The sequence below is a fragment of the Paenibacillus sp. FSL K6-1330 genome, from assembly GCF_037976825.1.
Taxonomy (GTDB): domain Bacteria; phylum Bacillota; class Bacilli; order Paenibacillales; family Paenibacillaceae; genus Paenibacillus_AQ.
On record NZ_CP150269.1, the window covers coordinates 723232 to 739808 of the forward strand.

Here is a 16577-nt window from a genome sequence, read left to right on the forward strand (position 1 = left end):
TATGTGATTTTGAACATCGTGAGCATGGCTTCCTGTGGTGCACGGTGCGTAGTCCGGGGGAGGCCTGGATGGCTGTTGACATTATTCATGTCAGCAAGCCTGTTGAAGTATACGGCATTCGCCAAAAGACCATCACTCGGTCCAATTCCACAGCCGCACTTCTCCGACCCGCAGGTCGCGGACCCAGGATACCTCACGCAGGGTCAACAGCTCCTTAACGGGGCCGGTAATGACAGCACCATAGAGACGAACGCCGTTCTTTTCCACGTAAGCTAACGAAGCATCTACGTCAACAAACGGAGCCACCCGGTCGGCAATCAGGTCATACTCTTGCAGCAGCCGCAGCGATTTGATGAAGTGTTCATTCCGCAGTTTACCGTCCCCATAGGTGTCTATTGAAGGGTAATGTCCGCCGCTGGATACGATTTTGCCAAACCAACCGCGTTTTTCCTCCTTATAGGAGGTCACTGTCAAATCGTCATGATGCCAGACGGGATAAGAAGGAAAGCCGACAGGATGGGAGATTACACCGTCTCCGCGGCCGAATCGGTCATCCGGCCCGGTATCGACGGCAAACCAGACGGCCTCCATATCCCGGTTCTCGAACTGCTTCAGCAACTCGTCGGTCGAGAAGAAGCGGTTAAACGATACATAAGCCTCGGCCACGGTACCCTCTGGGAGTTTTTCAAGCCTGGACCAATCACCGCTCTTGGCGGAAGAGGTGCTAGCGTTCTGTTTTTTTGACTGTTCTTTGGGATCTTCGTCTTGATTCGAGGAAGAAGTCTCCAATGGGCTATTCGGCCGGTAGAAAATCCGTGATGGACTAGTGCGTTCGTTCCAGTCCATGTCGACGGACGGCAGCCCGAACAAGAAGTTCACGGTATATTCGCCGACGGTCACTCGTTCTTCCCCTACTTTCTTGTCTATATCCCCATACATCTCCTGCATGAAGAAGACTTTGCCCTGACTGTTGAGTCGAACGTCGATGTTAGGCTGGGATATCGAGATAGCGGAAGCGATGGCATCCCGATATTTATCGTTTCGGCTTGGGTCGCCGACACCGTAGAATAACGCTGTACCAATTGAGCTAAGGATGGATACAACTAGAAACACAGAAATAACCGTCAGCGTATTCGAGATTCGGGCCTTCCATTTGCCCCTGCGCACGATTCGCTTTTCTTTCTTGGGCGAGAGGCCGGTCTGATCGTCAGCGCGCTTGTGCATAGCGCTATTAGAAATAGAGCTTGTGTTATCCATCATTTCATCCAGGTAAGCCTGGTATTCCTCCAGCTTTTCCATTTCCCGCTCTACTTCGATTTTTTCCTCGTCACTCAAATTGCCATCTGCGTAATCCTTCAGCCGCTGTTTAAATTCTTCGCTCATAGTGTCCCTTCCTTTCGTTTCATTTCCCGCAGCCGTTGCCTGGCCCGAAATAACGTGATTTTGATATGGGATAAGGTGATGCCCATAATATCCGCCGCCTCCTGGTAGGAGAATTGATGGAAATCCACCAAGATAACCGCCTGCCGCTGCTTCTCCGGAACATCCGTCAGCATTTGCCCGATTTCTCTTTGGGCTTCTTGCTGAAGCAGGATGTTCTCCGGGGTATTGCGGTCGATCATCTGATCGAAAAAACCAGCGTCCCTCACGATGCTGCGGCTGGCCTTCCGCTGATAATCCACATAAGCGTTATGGGCAACCCGAAATAGCCATGGCTTGATTCGTTCTTCCTTCCAATCCTCGAGGTACAGATATGCCCGGTAAAAGGTTTCCTGTACCAGGTCTTCCGCCGTATGGTGATCCTATGAGAGGGAGTACAAGTAACGATAAACGTCTTTCACGTAATATTGATAAATCGATTCCAGACTGTTCAGTTTCATGTCCTCCCCTCTGTGTAACACACGTTTAGCCAGAGCATAAAGTTACACTTTCGGCTATAAAGAAATTGAGTTCAGCGATTTAACCCCTAAACCGCAAAAAACAAAGCCCGCTAGATGAGCGGGCTTCCGATAGAATATGAAGTGCTGTAGAAAAGGGGGTTACCGTAAACGGTGGGACTCACGCGCCTCTGCAGCATTCGGAAATCACTTGCTATTCTTGTCTATATAGGCCGTCAGCGTTTTGTATTGCTTGCTGTCTTTTTCGGCATAGTCCAGCGCTGTTTTTCCGGACGCGTCTTGGATGGAGGCATCCACTTTGTGCTGGTTCAGCAGCTTGTCGATGAAAAAGTCATTCTTGTGGATGACAGCCAGATGAAGCGGTGTCTGACCATCGAAATTTGGCAGGTTGTAATCAAGCTCACCAGCTTTTCCGTCCATCTGTACAAACGGGTCGTAGAGGGAGGAATCGCCGTTTAGAATCAAATAGTGCAGCAGGCCGTTGCCGGTTGCTTCGTCTTGGGAATACAACTTCGCTTCACCGGCAGCGATAACAATATAAATCTTTTGCATATTCAATTCGCCGTTCACTTCGATCAGCTTGCCAAGGTTTTTCACCAAATGGCGTTCTTGAGCAGGTGCTCCTTCGGACTCGGAAGGCGTAGTCGGGCCAACCGGGATTGCCTCTCCATTCGAGGATTTGGGAATAATCCCGATCTGATCGGCACCAACAGAGCCGACCTGATATCCAAGCGCTTCCGAGAAGTCCCGGACAGGGACATAGAGCTTGTTCTGAATGACAACGGGGGACTCGGACAGCTTGGCCTCCGAACCGTTGACCAGGATCTTGGAATGGGACGGTACGGCCTTCAGATAAACGGCAGCGCCAACAACCGTACCTACTGTCAGTGCCACGCCGACGATTGCGCCGAGTGCAAAAGCAGGAATAGAAGAGAAACGTTTTTTCATAATATCCTCCCATGGCGGTATATGGACTTTTACACCATTATATACCAATACAGCGTTACCTCAATTGAATACTCGGATCCAACACGATAATTCGCTGTTCATTTAGCGCGGTGTGTAGCAGATCATCCTTCAGTTGCTGCGTGCTGGTTATGACCTCAGGCTGGTTTGTCTTGATATCCGTTGTTAGTTTGTTCACTAATCGTTCGATCGATAGCATATCCCGATATTCTGGCGGGGAGTAGTCTTCCCAGTACTGATCTTCGCTGATGCCCATCGTATCCAGAATGCGCGAGTGCTGTTCTTGCACCTGCTGCGGCTGGGTCTGGAGCGTCTTCCGAAGATCCTTGGCCCTTTGAATTCCATCTTCCAGACTCGCCGCAACGCCTTGTTCATCGGCCAATTGAAGCATTAATTCCTTTGTTGCCATTTCTTTAAGAAGCGCAGAGTCATCAGGAAGGGGCGCGGTGCTATGCGCGAGGTTATTCTTATAGGTCGTTAAATGGGTATGTGTGATGTAGGTGGAACCAACTTGAATCAGCGCCTGTCCGTTCATGTTGTCGTTCATGCGATGATTCCGGCCCGAGCGATTCGAAGCATCCGTAAAGAAGAGTATGATGCTTACCGTCAGGACGCTTGCCACAGCGATGCTGAGAATGGTGATATACTTACGGTTTATTTTCATACCTGACACCTCTCTTGGCAGGGATATATGAAAACGAAGATATATTATAGACGTTTCGTCAGCCTGAAAGGTTCTAGAAAAATGCAAAAAAACGCCTAAAGGCACAAGGTATAAGTGTTTTCAGGCGCAGAAGTTGCATGATGATGGAATGACAGGCTTCACGTTGAAACTTACTTACGAAGCAGTCGGGTTTTATGTGCATAGATAATCGCTTTGTCCGCGAGAAAGGCAGCGTAGAGGAGCAGGAAGACCGAATAAGGAAATCCGGTACCGTCGAGGCTCGGAACCAACCATTCGGCGGCAATAAAGTACAGCAGGGTCAACAGCACCGGGAGCTGCCGTTTCAGGTGGTATTTCCAAACCGACCAGATGACACCGGCAGTCCCGGCAAACAGCATGAGGAGACGGACGGCGTCCAATGCGGATTGCACGACCTTTCGGGCTTCCTCATTTCCGATCGCAGCCGCATATTTGGAGGTGCGGCCAGCAAATATGCTCCGGAAGAGATGAACCAAAGGGTTGCCTTCGATGTATCTCGATTCGAGCCACAGCGAGGCAAGGTTCCACGGACCGGACATATACATCAAACGATTGAAAAGCGGGATATTCAGCCACCATGGGGACAAGATGAGTAAATAACCCGCGCTAATAAGAATGAGCCCGCCGGTTACAATTTTGACCGGACTGCGGTACTTGACCCAAAAGGCAATGAACAATACCGGGTACAGCAGCGCCTGAAGGTTGTAGCAAGCCATAAGCGCCGTAAGCGCGCCAGCAGCCGCGTACCAGCTAGCCTGCTTCAATTCAAGCGCTCCGATGACGGCGCAGACCAGAAGAAGCATTAGGGTCTGCATGGTCGTATCCGGCAGGATCAGCCGGACAGCGCCGTAAGCCGGCCAGAATAGAGCGTAGATCATGCATGACAGAAAAGCGATTCGCGTATTAAACATGTAGCGGGACAGCACAAAAACCAAGTAGACGGAAAATGCATGGAAGAGACATTGGAGCAGCTGGTAGGCGATCAGGGCAGCATCCATGCTTCCGAACAAGGCGGTAAGTCCGGCAATCATAAGCGGCACACCGGGCATGACGCTGGAGGCATGTTCTTCCAGGTCTCCACCGGGGTGGCTGATCATGGCCGCACTTTGGATATATCGTTCTTCGATTACGCTGCTTATGCTCGGGGAACGTTCATGAAGACCGGTAAGAACCAGCAGACATGACATAACCAGAACGGCAGCAATCAGTACCAGCAGCATCCTTCGCTGCACACGGTTTAACGTCCATATGGAAAACAAAGGGTCCACTCCACTCTGTATATAATCTCTAGGGTTCAAATCAGAATTTATACCCTTATATATTAAAGAATAAACGGTGAAATAAAAAGGCTCCGCCAAAACGGAGCCCATAAGTTCAAGTTACGCTGCAGCGACAAGATCTGTCCCACGATTAAAAGCCGCTGTGATACTTATCGTTACTGGATGAACGATCCTTTGACGTCCCGTCCCGCTGCTTCTCTTCCTGGCGCTCCAGCCTGGCGTCTTCCATCGGAATCGGGTCCACATGCTGTTCACTCTCAAACTTATCGAACAGGCTTTCTTGTTCCGTCGGGTATTGTTCAGGGTGATCCATGTTGCCGGGACCGTTGTGAAGCGGAAGATCCTTTTTCTTGTCAGCCACCGTTTCTCACCTCATTTTATCGTTGTGATACTACCTTTATACCTTATTTGGGGAAGTATCAAACATGAAGAGGCGATAAAGGGGAGGGGATTGGTTTCTTTAAGATGTCTCCGAACTGGCTGCAGGCTGCTGCTGCGCTTCTGCCTTAATTCTTAAATAACGGATAAACAGCTCAACAAGCTCCGGATCGAATTGCGTGCCCGAGCAGCGGAGCAATTCTTCAATTCCCTCCTCGAAGGATTTCGTTTGCTGGTAAGGCCGTTCCGTTGTCATCGCGTCAAACGAATCGATAATGGTCAGCATCCGGCACAGCTTGGGGATTTGGCTGCCCTTGAAGCCGTGCGGATACCCACCGCCATCATATCTTTCATGGTGCAATTCGATGTAAGGAACCAGTTCCTTGAACTTCTCGTTCGTTTCTGCAATGCGTTTCCCCCAGCTGACATGCCGTTTGACGGTTTCCCATTCGCCGGCCGTGAGCTTGTCCCGTTTGTTCAAGATCCCCCAAGGAATCTCAAGCTTGCCGATATCGTGAATGAGTGCGCCGAGTACGAAATTGCGTCGCTCCACACTATCAAGCTCGAGCACTTCGCTGATATCCATGGCATAGCGGAATACCCGTTTGGAGTGTTTGAACGTATCCACATCTTTATACAAGAACAGCTTCAACTGCTGCTCGATATCGCGGACGTCTTCCGCGAAGTCGATCTCGGATTCTTTTTCGGCGCCGCTCCCGTATACATGCACATTATTCTTACCCTGCTTCTTGGCATAGTACAGCGCCTGATCGGCAAGCTCGACGAGTTGTGACTTGTCATGGATGTCAATCCGATAGGACGCAACACCAGCAGAGAATGAGAGACACCCCGAGGGAAAAATCTCGACGCCGTCAAAATAGGTATCGTTCAGTTTTTTGCGAAGCCTGTTAATGAAGGAGCGTGCTTTGTTGTCATCGTAACCCGGCATGAGAATCGTGAATTCCTCGCCGCCGAAACGGGAGGCTACCACCTCGGCCATTTCGGATTCTACCTTGAGGTAATTGCCGAGAAATCCGAGCAGCATGTCGCCTTTCAGGTGTCCGAATTGATCGTTGTATTTTTTGAAATCATCAATATCGATCATGGCCAGTGACAATGGCGTCTCATTGGTCTTGGCTTTCTTGATCTCGTCTTCCAGCAAATTTTCGAAATAACTGTGATTGTACAATCCGGTTCGTTGATCCTTGATGGCTTTCTCTTGTACCTGTTTATACATCGTGAAGAGCTGCTTGAAGGAATAGGATAGCATCACGCTGAGACCTATAAACAAGGTTAGTCCGAATACGCCGTTATGTACGATGAGTATGGAGAGAACCAGCGAAAGAATGAGCGTGCTGAGGTAAACTAGCAGTGTATCTTTCATGAAGGTTTTCAAAATATCATATAACGATCCCTTGTATAGAAGGTAGTAGTAGAAACCGACAAGGAAGACGTTGATAACAAAATAAACAACCAACGCTGCAACATACGCGCCAAATTGATTATTGTGAATAGGGCCTGCTTGTCCGCCTGCCATTTTGAAAATGAAGGAGGATCCGACGATCATCACGGTATACACGGAGAAATTAACAAAATGCTTCCAAAAGGGGATTTTTCTGTCGTAAAGCGCCATGGCAAGGGAGACGAGCAGGATGACGGACAGCGCAAAAGGTGCCCCATAGATAAAGATGCATGCCAGGTAAACAGAGGAATCCATGGACTGTAAATTACCCTCTGGCGGCAGCTGGAAGGTGAAGTAATTTAAGATGAGGGCGGCGCCTAACATCGCATAGACCCATACCCACTGTGAAGGAGTATAATGGAGAATTTCCCCTTGATGCACCAGCAGGAAGATGGAACAGCCCAGAAGAGAAAGAAAAACAAAATACAGCTGTCCCGCAAAGCCTTGAGAGAACCTAGGACGCTTAAATATGGACATAAATGATTTCTCCTCAATAAAAATCAATGGTGTATTCTCCACATTTTAAGGTATATTGCGATGCAAAACAACGAAAAAGATGTAAAAAAACAGGCTGAATTTTCCAGCCTGTTTCTTATGGAAGTCTATTATCCGAATCTGTAACCGGAAGTCAGAGCGACAACAACAGAAGCAACGATGATGGCATTCAATACGATGCGGGAATACTTGATTTTATCAGTTTTCTTCACAGTTCTCCCTCCTTTCCAGGTGGTATGATGTATGATTAATTTTGTGGTTCCACACGTTCATTGGTATCGGATTTGCGTATTAAGGTTTGAACAGGGGTATTCTTCCCGGAAGTCATTAGATGGACGATGTAGAAGAATATACCGACATTCATGATGATATCTCCGATACTGATCACCTGTGTTCTTGGGTACGGCGGGGATAACGGTATAATGTCTCCCAGGAACGGCAGGCGGGTAGAGGCGTCCATCAGATAGTGTTTGGTGATGACGGTGCTGTTGCTCAGCATGTCCACGTAATAAGGATCCAGAACGGAAGTGGCGCTCATCGATACGGGCATTCTGCCACCGTTCACTGCCATGACAAGGAAATTCAGAAAGACACCTGCCAAGATGCTGCCAAAACCTTTCTGATCCCGGTTTATCCAGAGAAAGATCATACCGGCAACGTAGATGAACATAAAGACGTAGCCACTTGCGGCTGCCAACCAATCAGAGTTCACTTGAAAGCGGAATATCAGCAGCTGCACAATCAGGAGTATGGGGAAGATTAAGCCGCCCTTCAGACGGATCTTACTGAATTGCTGCAGTCCATGACGGAGTCCGCCACGTATCAGTCCGACAATTAATCCGAGTATAATGCCGTCAAATACCATGATAGAATTCCTACTTTCATAGTTCATTATCTCTGTAATTAATAGTTCGACAGCGAATTGGTAATTCCTTCAACAAAAATCAAATTTTATGAAAAAAATTAGAAGGTCGGATGAAAAGCTTGTCCCTTCCTGTATGAATCTAATGATTTATGTATATTATAGCAGATAAAAAGGATAAATCTTCCTACTTTTTTCGTGTTTCTGTTGCAGAAAAGAGCAAATTATCGAACTTTACATACCTATGGGGGGTATAGTAAAGTTAAATGGTACAATATTATATGATAGGAGGACGACAGCATGAAACAAGTGACATTGACAGTGGAAGGCATGTCCTGCAACCATTGCGTGAACTCGGTGGAAGGCGCGCTGAAGAATGCGGGAGCTTCTGGTAAAGTCGATCTTGCATCCAATACAGTGGCCGTCGAATACGACGAAACCAAGGTCAGCCTTGAAGCATTGAAAGAAGCGATTGAAGAGCAAGGCTACGATATCGTGTCCTAACGAAAGATTCCCTGGAACAATCCAAAGCCGCGAGCTTTGGCTAAAATAGGAGCCGGCTGCTGAAGCGATCGACAGCAAGCCGGTTTTTTTGCGCTGCCAATCACCTTCCGCGTGAACTTGCACTGCTCAAGCCGAAGTTTCATAATAGATGAAACAATTCTTTCAGAGCCTAAGGAGTGGAAACTCGATGAATGATACCCTATCACTTCTGATGAACCATCGATCGATTCGTAAATATTCGGATCAGCCCGTGTCCGAGGAGCAGCTTAGGGCAGTTGTGGCAGCAGGTCAGATGGCATCAACCTCAAGCAACGTCCAGGCATACAGCGTGATTGCCGTTACCGATCCAGAGAAGAAGCAGCGGTTGGCCGCTTTAGCGGGAAATCAGGCGTATATTGTGGAATGCCCGGTATTTCTTGTGTGGTGCGCGGATCTGTATCGTTTGAAAAAAAGCACAGAGTCGCACGTGGTTGATCAAGAGACGTATGAAGATTCGACCGAGAATTTCATCGTGGCCACGGTGGATGCCGCTTTGGCTGCGCAGAATGCCGCGATCGCCGCGGAATCGCTCGGTCTTGGCATCGTGTATATAGGCGGGGTCCGCAACTCCATTGCCGAGTTCTCCGAGGCTTTGGAACTGCCGGAACTGGTCTATCCGGTATTTGGCATGTGCCTGGGCTACCCGGATCAGGAGCCGGGGCTTCGCCCTCGGCTTCCGGTGGAGGCTGTTTTGCACCGCGACAGCTATCATCGCGCGGCTACAGAGGAAGTGAAGAATTACGATCGAACCTCTTCCGAATATTTGTCTAAGCGTACCCATGGCAAAAATAACACGCCGTGGTCGGCGCTTATGGCTAAACGCCTGGCAGAGCCGGTAAGGCTGCACATGAAGGACTTCCTGAAAGGGAAGGGTTTCATGGGGCGTTAGACATGAATAGAGAAAGCCGGTACGGCGCTCTCGTAAATCAATAGAGAGAGGCGGGTACGGCTGCTCTCGTGGGAATACTCTTCGAGGGTACGGTGCTAGGAACTAAGCTCGGCCGCCTAACCGAACCCGGCCGCGGAACCAAGCCCGCCTCGGAACCAATCCCACGCCAGCGGGCTTTCGGAACCAAGCTCGGCTGGCGTGGGATTGGTGGAGTCGGAGACGCAGTGCACCGTAAGTTTGCACCGTAGCTTCCAAGCCGTGCAGTGCACCGTAAGTTTGCCGTAGCTTCCAAGCCGAGTAGTGCACCGTAAGTTTGCCGTAGCTTCCAAGCCGCAAGCCGGAACGAGTTACGGCCCGCCCGGCAGTAGCAGTATCGGACAGCAGATCCGTTATTTTCGCTATGGGCTCGTTTTTGCCGGATCTATCGGACACACGTTCCGTTAAGTAGGGTATAAGCCGAAATATGAGAGCCTTATTCGGTGAATAACGGACCTCATGTCCGCTACCATTCGAAAAATGGCGCTTTTGATCAAAATAAGGTCCGCTGAGTCCGCTAAATTGTGCAACTATTTTGTACATCGTGCGCACTGCTCCCTGTGCGCGATGCGTTGTTCGGGGCATGCTTGGATGACTGGTCGGCGCTAAACGTGCCGCCATGTACGACGCTTGAACGTAAGCTATAACACAGAAACGGGGCTGTCCCAAAAGGTCATGAAATACGGACCAAGGGACAGCCCTTTTTCAGTAGTCTCCTTTTATATGGAGATTACTGATCAGGATCATGTGTTGGCAAATCCATCTTCTCCGCATGCTGAACCCAGTCTGATCTATTTGCCAATGCCCTGCTGACGGTATTGTCCGGGCGTGATCCCTTCAAGCTTCTTGAACATTCGATTGAAGTAGGGAGGCTGATATCCTGCAGCTTCCGCAATCTCGTGAATGCGAAGATCCGTGGTCAGCAGCAATTCTTTACAGCGGTTCATGCGCACGGTTGTCAGATAGTCTATATAATTCGTGCCCGTCATCTGCTTAAACGCTTTGCTCAGCTGGGATACGCTGACACCGGCTTCCATGGCCATGGTATCCAGGGACAGGTCTTGCATCCCGTTTTGCTCGATTTGCTCCAGTACGTTTTCGACCAGCGATTTCATGGAGCTGTTGAAATTTTTTGTTAACTGATCGAGGTAGGGTTCGATGATTTCTTTCTGGAACCAGGTCACGCAGGCCTTCGGATCCCGAAGCAGGGAAAGCTGCTCCTGCAGATTGGAGAAATTGTACACCTGATATGGATTTAAGCCAGCCTGCAGCATAGACCGGTGAACGCTTGTGATTAACCGCATGAGGCCATGGTGGACATGCCACTCCGAACCTCCCCCGGCCTGAAGCGCCGTTACGAAGCGGCTTAGGGAACGCAGCGCATCTCCCTGAAGCCCAAGATTCAAGGTGTGAATGAAATCCTGCTCCAATTCCAGCGGAAAGTCGATCCAGTCGTTTTTCTGGGAAAGCACGGTTTCTGCCTCCAGCAGCTGACTGCCTGCATCAAATGATCGGTAATGCAGCGCCCGCTTGGCCTGTTCGAGAATATGGGGAACATCCGTCCAGGTTGAGCTTGGTCCTCCCAATACGATGGTTGCCGACATGCGGAGCGTATCGCGCAAAGCCCGCATGATCTGATCGCACAGCTCCTTCATCAAAAGCGACTGTTCATCGGCTTGATGGGAAGCCGGAACGATCAAGATGACGCCGAATGAGCCGTCGAAGAAATTGATGGGATGCATATACGCGCTTATGTCCTCTGCCAGCTCCTGGATCACGTTCAGGGCGGCATAGGTGAGAAGATGCTGATCGTTTTCCGTCAGAGGCGTCCGATCCTCCCCGTGGGTATGCTGCTGAAGCACGATGGCCGAGAACTGTTTATGGGTAATGTCAAGATCCATCTCTTGCAGCTTGAGCACGTATTCGGGCTCCGTCAGGTGGGCGGCTTGTCCACTCAAAAATTGATTGATATAAGCCTCCCTGATCGCGGGCAAGGACCGCTTCCATTGGCTTTGCAGCGTATCGTGCGAGAATCGGTACTGCTTCCACTCGTGTTCAATAAAATCAAGCTCATTGTATCGCAAGCTCGGTTTGGCCTGATCACCGCCAATCATATTCAGCATCTTGCTTATAGGACGATACATGCTCTTAGAGGCAAACCAGCTCACAGCCAGCGATGCCGCAAGCGCAAAAGCAAAGCAAATCAGAATGATATGGGTGTACGGCTTCGTTGGAGCAATGATCTTGGATTGCGGCGTGCCTGAAACATAGGTCCAATTTTGTTGCATTTTTTCAAATTGAACGGTGTTCACCAGCAACACATCCTGGTCCACCGGAACCTTCAACCGCAAATGATTCGCACTTCGGGCATTCTCCGGAAGCTTTAGCTGTTCCTGAATCGCGTTCATCGCTTTCGGCATGCTGCGGCTCATTCCCGACTCCCCGATGACGTGACCATGGTCGTCCAGCAGGAACGAGAGATTCTCGCTATTGCGAATGACGTGCAGCTTCGACGGATCAATATAGATGACGATCGCGCCATAGGGCGTATGACCGTTGAAGGGAAGTCGCATGACGAGCGCGTGGGAAGATTTATCCTTGTTAAAAGGCCGCTCCAGGTCATGGACCCAGAACATGTCCGAATCTCCTTCCATGAGCTTGTTGAAGCTTATCGCATCCTGTTCCTGATCCAGCGTCCGCAGGCCGAGATCAGGCTCCATGATTTTGTTTTGCTTTTTGATATACAGATAGACCTGATCTACCAAGGGATCGGCATTCCCCACTAGGTTGAGCGTACTGAACAGCTCGTTTGTCTCCTCGATATTCGATACAAAGTCCATATCCGACAACGAAGGCTTGAAATGGGGTTTCACCACCATATTGAGGGCGTAGTGGACCAACTGGGTAAATTGCTCGTCTACTTGTCTCGCAGCGTCAACCAGGGCTTCTTCGTTCCGCTGCTGATATTGGTTAATCATATGCTGGTTGCCCACATAAAGGTAAACGGCCGTAATGGCCGAGATGGGGAGGCATGTTAACAACACGGCCAGCGCGATGCTTCTCCAATACATAATACCTTTGAAAACGGATTCAGGATTCTGTTGCCTCATTACTTTAACCCCCTGTTGGCATAGACAAATCAAAGGCTTAATCAAAGCGAGCCGGTAAATGATTACTTCCTATCATAGCGAATGAGTGGATGAGTTGAAAAGATCATATCTTCCCAATTGAGGTTGGGACAACGTTATCGATTAACCGAAGCGGACGTTCATTCGTCGTGGAAAAAAAGTGCAATACAAGGAAACGAAAGGGTCCTCAATACCTTAGAGACCAAGCATTTCCCTGCGTTGTGCAGGAAGATACGGGTTATTGGAAACGGCGGAAAAAAAGTGGAATTGCAGGGAATGTTGCAAGCGTTTACATTAGAACTACATTCCGTGAACGGTATGTTGAACAAGATGACAAGGCTGAAAGTGAGGGAGTATCGATGAAAGCACAAGAAACCGTTCAGTCGGCAAAAGGAAGCGGGATCCCCCCCATTCCCATGAGATCCAAAACGAAGTGGGGGCGGATATGGTCGGATGTTTCGCGCGACAAATATTTGTACGTGCTGGCCTTGCCGGGTCTGATCTTTTTTATCATTTTCAAATATATTCCGATTACGAATCTCGTAATTGCCTTCCAGGAGTATTCTCCATACTTTGGGGTGCTCGGAAGCCCCTGGGTAGGGTTTGAGCATTTCACCCGGTTTTTCTCCAACCATGATTTCTGGATGCTGCTGCGTAATACGCTGGCGATCAGTTTTCTGAGCTTGATTTTCTTTTTTCCGGCACCGATCATTTTATCTTTGATGCTGAATGAAGTGCGGAACTCCTTCTATAAGCGGACCATTCAATCCCTGGTGTATATCCCCCATTTTTTATCCTGGGTATTGATCTACGGTCTAACCTACCTCATGTTCTCGCAATCGGAGGGCTTGTTTAATAAGTGGCTCATCTACATGGATTGGGAGACAATCGATATTCTCTCCAACCCGAACTATTTCTGGGGTATGCTGACGGGACAATCCATCTGGAAGGAAGTCGGGTGGGGGACGATCATCTTTCTCGCGGCTATCGCTGGAGTAGACCCGCAATTATATGAAGCAGCCGTCATGGATGGCGCGGGCCGTATGAGACGGATGTGGCATATTACCCTGCCGGCGATGCGCAACGTGATCCTGATTCTGTTGATTCTCCGTCTGGGAACGATTCTGGATACGGGATTCGAACAGATTTATCTGATGATGAATGCACCTGTCACCAATGTAGCCGAAGTGTTCGATACCTATGTATACCGGGTGGGGATTCGGCAGGGTGAGTTCAGCTACAGTACGGCCATCGGATTGTTCAAATCGATTGTCGGCGTCATCCTGGTGGTCACGGCCAACCGGTTGGCGAGACGGTACGGTCAAGAAAGCTTGTACTAAAGGATTGGCGAAGAGACAAGGAGGAGTAAAACATGCATGAGAAAGGATGGAAAACCAGGCTGTTCGGTTTTGTGAATAACGGATTGCTGCTGATCATCGGTTTGGCAACGATATTTCCGATTTACTATACCGTTATTTTGTCGTTTACCGATCCGGTGGAATATTATCAACGAAGCTTGATATTATGGCCGCGGGTTTGGACGCTGGATGCTTACAAGCATTTACTGTCCAACGGATTGTTTGTCACCTCGATTTCCGTGAGCGTGTTCCTGGCTACGGTTGGCACGCTGCTCAGCCTGCTTGTTACCGGGGGCTTGGCTTATGCGGTGTCCCGTAAACGCCTTCGATTTCGCAAGGCCATCATGATTATGATCCTAATCACCTTTCTCTTTACGCCGGGATTGGTGCCGCTGTATTTGGTCGTCCGCAATGTGGGACTCATTGACAGCGTCTGGTCGCTGATCCTGCCGAGCTTGACCAGCGCATGGTATGTGCTGCTCATGAAGGGATTCTTCGACAGCATTCCGGAAAGTCTGGAGGAAGCCGCGATGATCGACGGCTCGAATGATATCGGCGTATTCTGGCGAATCATTCTGCCGTTGTCGCTGCCGGCGTTGGTGGCGTTTGGATTGTTCTTTGCCGTCGGCTATTGGAATACGTACTTCAACGCACTGATGTTTATTAACGACCAGAAGATGTGGCCGCTGCAAGTATTGCTGCAAAATATGCTTGTGGACCCAACAACGATGGGATCGGGGAGCGGCGGCGGATTCGCCTTCCAAGTGAACCGTCCCGTCCCAACAGAAACGTTGAAGATGGCGGCGGTCGTGATTGCAACCGTTCCGATCATGTTAGTGTATCCATTCCTGCAGAAACACTTCGCCAAAGGGGCGATGGTAGGCTCTGTCAAGGAATGATCCGATATACGGTCTAACTGCCATCATGATCAGTCAGACGAGATGTAAATTAAAAGGGAGGTCTAATGATGAAAAAAAAGGAAACCAAGCCGGGCAAGTCGTTTTTAAAAATGTCGGGGGTGCTGCTCTTGGCAAGCTCACTCTTGCTTAGCGCATGCGGCAGCCGAGACGGAAGTGCACCGAGCGATAACGGAAGCGGAACAGACAGCAGTGAACCAACCAGCATTACGATACAGACCCTGAATTATGCCACCGAATTCATAGATAACACCAATGTACTATGGAAAGAGCTCGAGAAACGCACCAATACCAAGCTGAATATTACGTGGCTGTCGCCGTCCACGGCCGAAGAGAAGATCAATGTCATGCTTGCATCCGGCGATCTTCCGGAGGTTACTTTCGTGGAAACGATGCAGAACCCGCAGCTGCAGAAAATGCTGAAGCAGGGCGTCTTCTGGGATCTGACGCCGTTTCTTAAAGACTATCCGAATTTGAACCGCGAAGAACTGAAGGAAATGTGGGAAATCACCAAGGTGGATGGCAAGAACATCGTCATTCCTCGTTATTATCCTAGCTATGGCGGCGGAGTGTTCCCGATGATCCGCAAGGACTGGCTGGATGCCCTTAAGCTGGAAACGCCCAAAACGCTGGATGAGTTCCATAACGTGTTAAAGGCTTTTAAGGAACAGGATCCGAATGGTAATGGACAGGCCGATGAGATTCCATATGCCGCAAATCCGGGGGCTCTCGCTTATATTTACAATATATTTAATGAAACGCAAGGGTCCTGGAAGCTTCAACCCGATAATACCCTGACTCCGATTATGACGTCGGACGAGTCAAGGGAGGCCATGCTGTGGATCAAACAGGCTTATGACGAGGGCTTGTTCCCCAAAGACTTCGCGATCATGAAGTTCTCGCAGGTGATGGATACGATGCGAAGTGCCAAGGCAGGGGTAGGGGGCATGTCCATGAACCATGCCTGGGTGACCGGCGAAGCCGTGAAAGGCGTTGACCCCAAGGCGGATCTAATGCCGCTTGCTTACTTGGAGAATGCAAACGGGGTGAAGTATACGCCTTCAGGATCGCCGTACTATGGAGTGTACCTGATTCCGAAGAAAGTGCCGGAGGCGAAAGTGAAGAAAATCCTCGAGTTTTTCGATTACGGTTATAGTCAAGAAGGCAATGAGATGCTGACCTACGGAATCGAAGGTGTCCATTATAATGTGGAGAACGGGAAGAAGGTTGCAACGCCGCAGGCCGCCGTGGATAAGACGGGTGACGGCAACTTAAACAATATGATTCACCTCGTCAGCGACGATATGGCCATCAGCGCGGTAGGGATGCCGGATGAAGTTTATGAGCGAAACGTAGAGATTGTCACAGAGCGCAAGACGGTCAAGGTTCCGAATCCTTCAGGAGAGCTGTATTCGGAAGCCTATAACAAATACTATCCCGAGATTTCCAAGAAGGTGGAGGATATGCGGGTCATGGTCATCACGGGCAAAGAACCGGTTGAATCGTACGATAAACTGATCGAAACGATCAAGAGTGATCCGAAGATGAAGGAAATTACAGACGAGATGTCAAAGGCGTATCAGGAGAAGTACGTTAAATAATGGAATCCAATACCACAATGCTGCAACTTGCATTGTGGTTTTTTGGCGTGAATAACAGGAA

The 16577-nt window shown here is 49.4% G+C and carries 15 protein-coding genes; 5 read left to right on the forward strand and 10 right to left on the reverse strand.

All coding sequences use genetic code 11. The features are described 5' to 3' along the window. Window positions 1–132: 132 nt before the first annotated feature. The 8 genes from NYE54_RS03155 to NYE54_RS03190 form a co-directional block, all read right to left on the reverse strand. Window positions 133–1383, reverse strand: a complete 1251-nt coding sequence (locus NYE54_RS03155; RefSeq protein WP_339269962.1) for an anti-sigma factor — start codon at window positions 1381–1383, stop codon at window positions 133–135. Beyond that, window positions 1380–1781: a sigma-70 family RNA polymerase sigma factor gene (locus NYE54_RS03160; protein ID WP_339273378.1), complete on the reverse strand. Its 402-nt coding sequence runs from the start codon at window positions 1779–1781 to the stop codon at window positions 1380–1382. The genes NYE54_RS03155 and NYE54_RS03160 overlap by 4 nt, the downstream gene beginning before the upstream one ends. Before the next feature lie 303 nt (window positions 1782–2084). Then, on the reverse strand, window positions 2085–2846 hold the full coding sequence (locus tag NYE54_RS03165) for a stalk domain-containing protein (protein WP_339269963.1): 762 nt from the start codon (window positions 2844–2846) through the stop codon (window positions 2085–2087). 55 nt (window positions 2847–2901) lie between these two features. Beyond that, window positions 2902–3528, reverse strand: a complete 627-nt coding sequence (locus NYE54_RS03170) for a hypothetical protein (RefSeq protein WP_339269965.1) — start codon at window positions 3526–3528, stop codon at window positions 2902–2904. Between the two features lie 170 nt (window positions 3529–3698). Further along, a complete protein-coding gene (locus NYE54_RS03175; RefSeq protein WP_339269967.1) occupies window positions 3699–4826 on the reverse strand; it encodes a glycosyltransferase family 39 protein in 1128 nt (375 codons plus the stop codon). A gap of 151 nt (window positions 4827–4977) precedes the next feature. Further along, window positions 4978–5208 carry a hypothetical protein gene (locus tag NYE54_RS03180; RefSeq protein ID WP_098741711.1) on the reverse strand — a complete coding sequence of 77 codons (231 nt, stop codon included), beginning with the start codon at window positions 5206–5208 and terminating at the stop codon, window positions 4978–4980. Window positions 5209–5307: 99 nt separating this feature from the next. Then, on the reverse strand, window positions 5308–7164 hold the full coding sequence (locus tag NYE54_RS03185) for a diguanylate cyclase (RefSeq protein WP_339269969.1): 1857 nt from the start codon (window positions 7162–7164) through the stop codon (window positions 5308–5310). Window positions 7165–7429: 265 nt separating this feature from the next. Then, complete coding sequence (locus NYE54_RS03190) at window positions 7430–8047, reverse strand: DUF5317 domain-containing protein (protein ID WP_076322309.1); 618 nt, start codon at window positions 8045–8047, stop codon at window positions 7430–7432. Between the two features lie 297 nt (window positions 8048–8344). Between NYE54_RS03190 and NYE54_RS03195 the strand changes: the two genes are divergently transcribed. Further along, entirely contained in the window at window positions 8345–8548 is a 204-nt protein-coding gene (locus tag NYE54_RS03195) for a cation transporter (protein ID WP_076322308.1), read from the forward strand. A 187-nt stretch (window positions 8549–8735) separates the two neighbouring features. Continuing rightward, window positions 8736–9476, forward strand: coding sequence for an oxygen-insensitive NADPH nitroreductase (gene nfsA / locus NYE54_RS03200; RefSeq protein ID WP_339269971.1), 741 nt, complete (start codon window positions 8736–8738; stop codon window positions 9474–9476). A 102-nt stretch (window positions 9477–9578) separates the two neighbouring features. Here nfsA and NYE54_RS03205 read toward each other — a convergent pair whose 3' ends face one another. Both NYE54_RS03205 and NYE54_RS03210 read right to left on the reverse strand, forming a co-directional pair. Next, window positions 9579–10055, reverse strand: a complete 477-nt coding sequence (locus NYE54_RS03205) for a hypothetical protein (protein WP_339269972.1) — start codon at window positions 10053–10055, stop codon at window positions 9579–9581. Window positions 10056–10303: 248 nt separating this feature from the next. Then, window positions 10304–12622: a helix-turn-helix domain-containing protein gene (locus tag NYE54_RS03210; protein WP_339269974.1), complete on the reverse strand. Its 2319-nt coding sequence runs from the start codon at window positions 12620–12622 to the stop codon at window positions 10304–10306. A gap of 377 nt (window positions 12623–12999) precedes the next feature. Here NYE54_RS03210 and NYE54_RS03215 point away from each other — a divergent pair, with 377 nt between their 5' ends. The 3 genes from NYE54_RS03215 (at window position 13000) to NYE54_RS03225 (ending at window position 16516) form a co-directional block, all read left to right on the forward strand. Continuing rightward, entirely contained in the window at window positions 13000–13980 is a 981-nt protein-coding gene (locus tag NYE54_RS03215; RefSeq protein ID WP_339269976.1) for an ABC transporter permease subunit, read from the forward strand. A 32-nt stretch (window positions 13981–14012) separates the two neighbouring features. Then, window positions 14013–14897 (forward strand): carbohydrate ABC transporter permease, encoded by an 885-nt coding sequence (locus NYE54_RS03220; protein WP_076322305.1) that lies wholly within the window; start codon window positions 14013–14015, stop codon window positions 14895–14897. 68 nt (window positions 14898–14965) lie between these two features. Further along, entirely contained in the window at window positions 14966–16516 is a 1551-nt protein-coding gene (locus NYE54_RS03225) for an extracellular solute-binding protein (protein ID WP_339269978.1), read from the forward strand. Window positions 16517–16577: the final 61 nt, after the last annotated feature.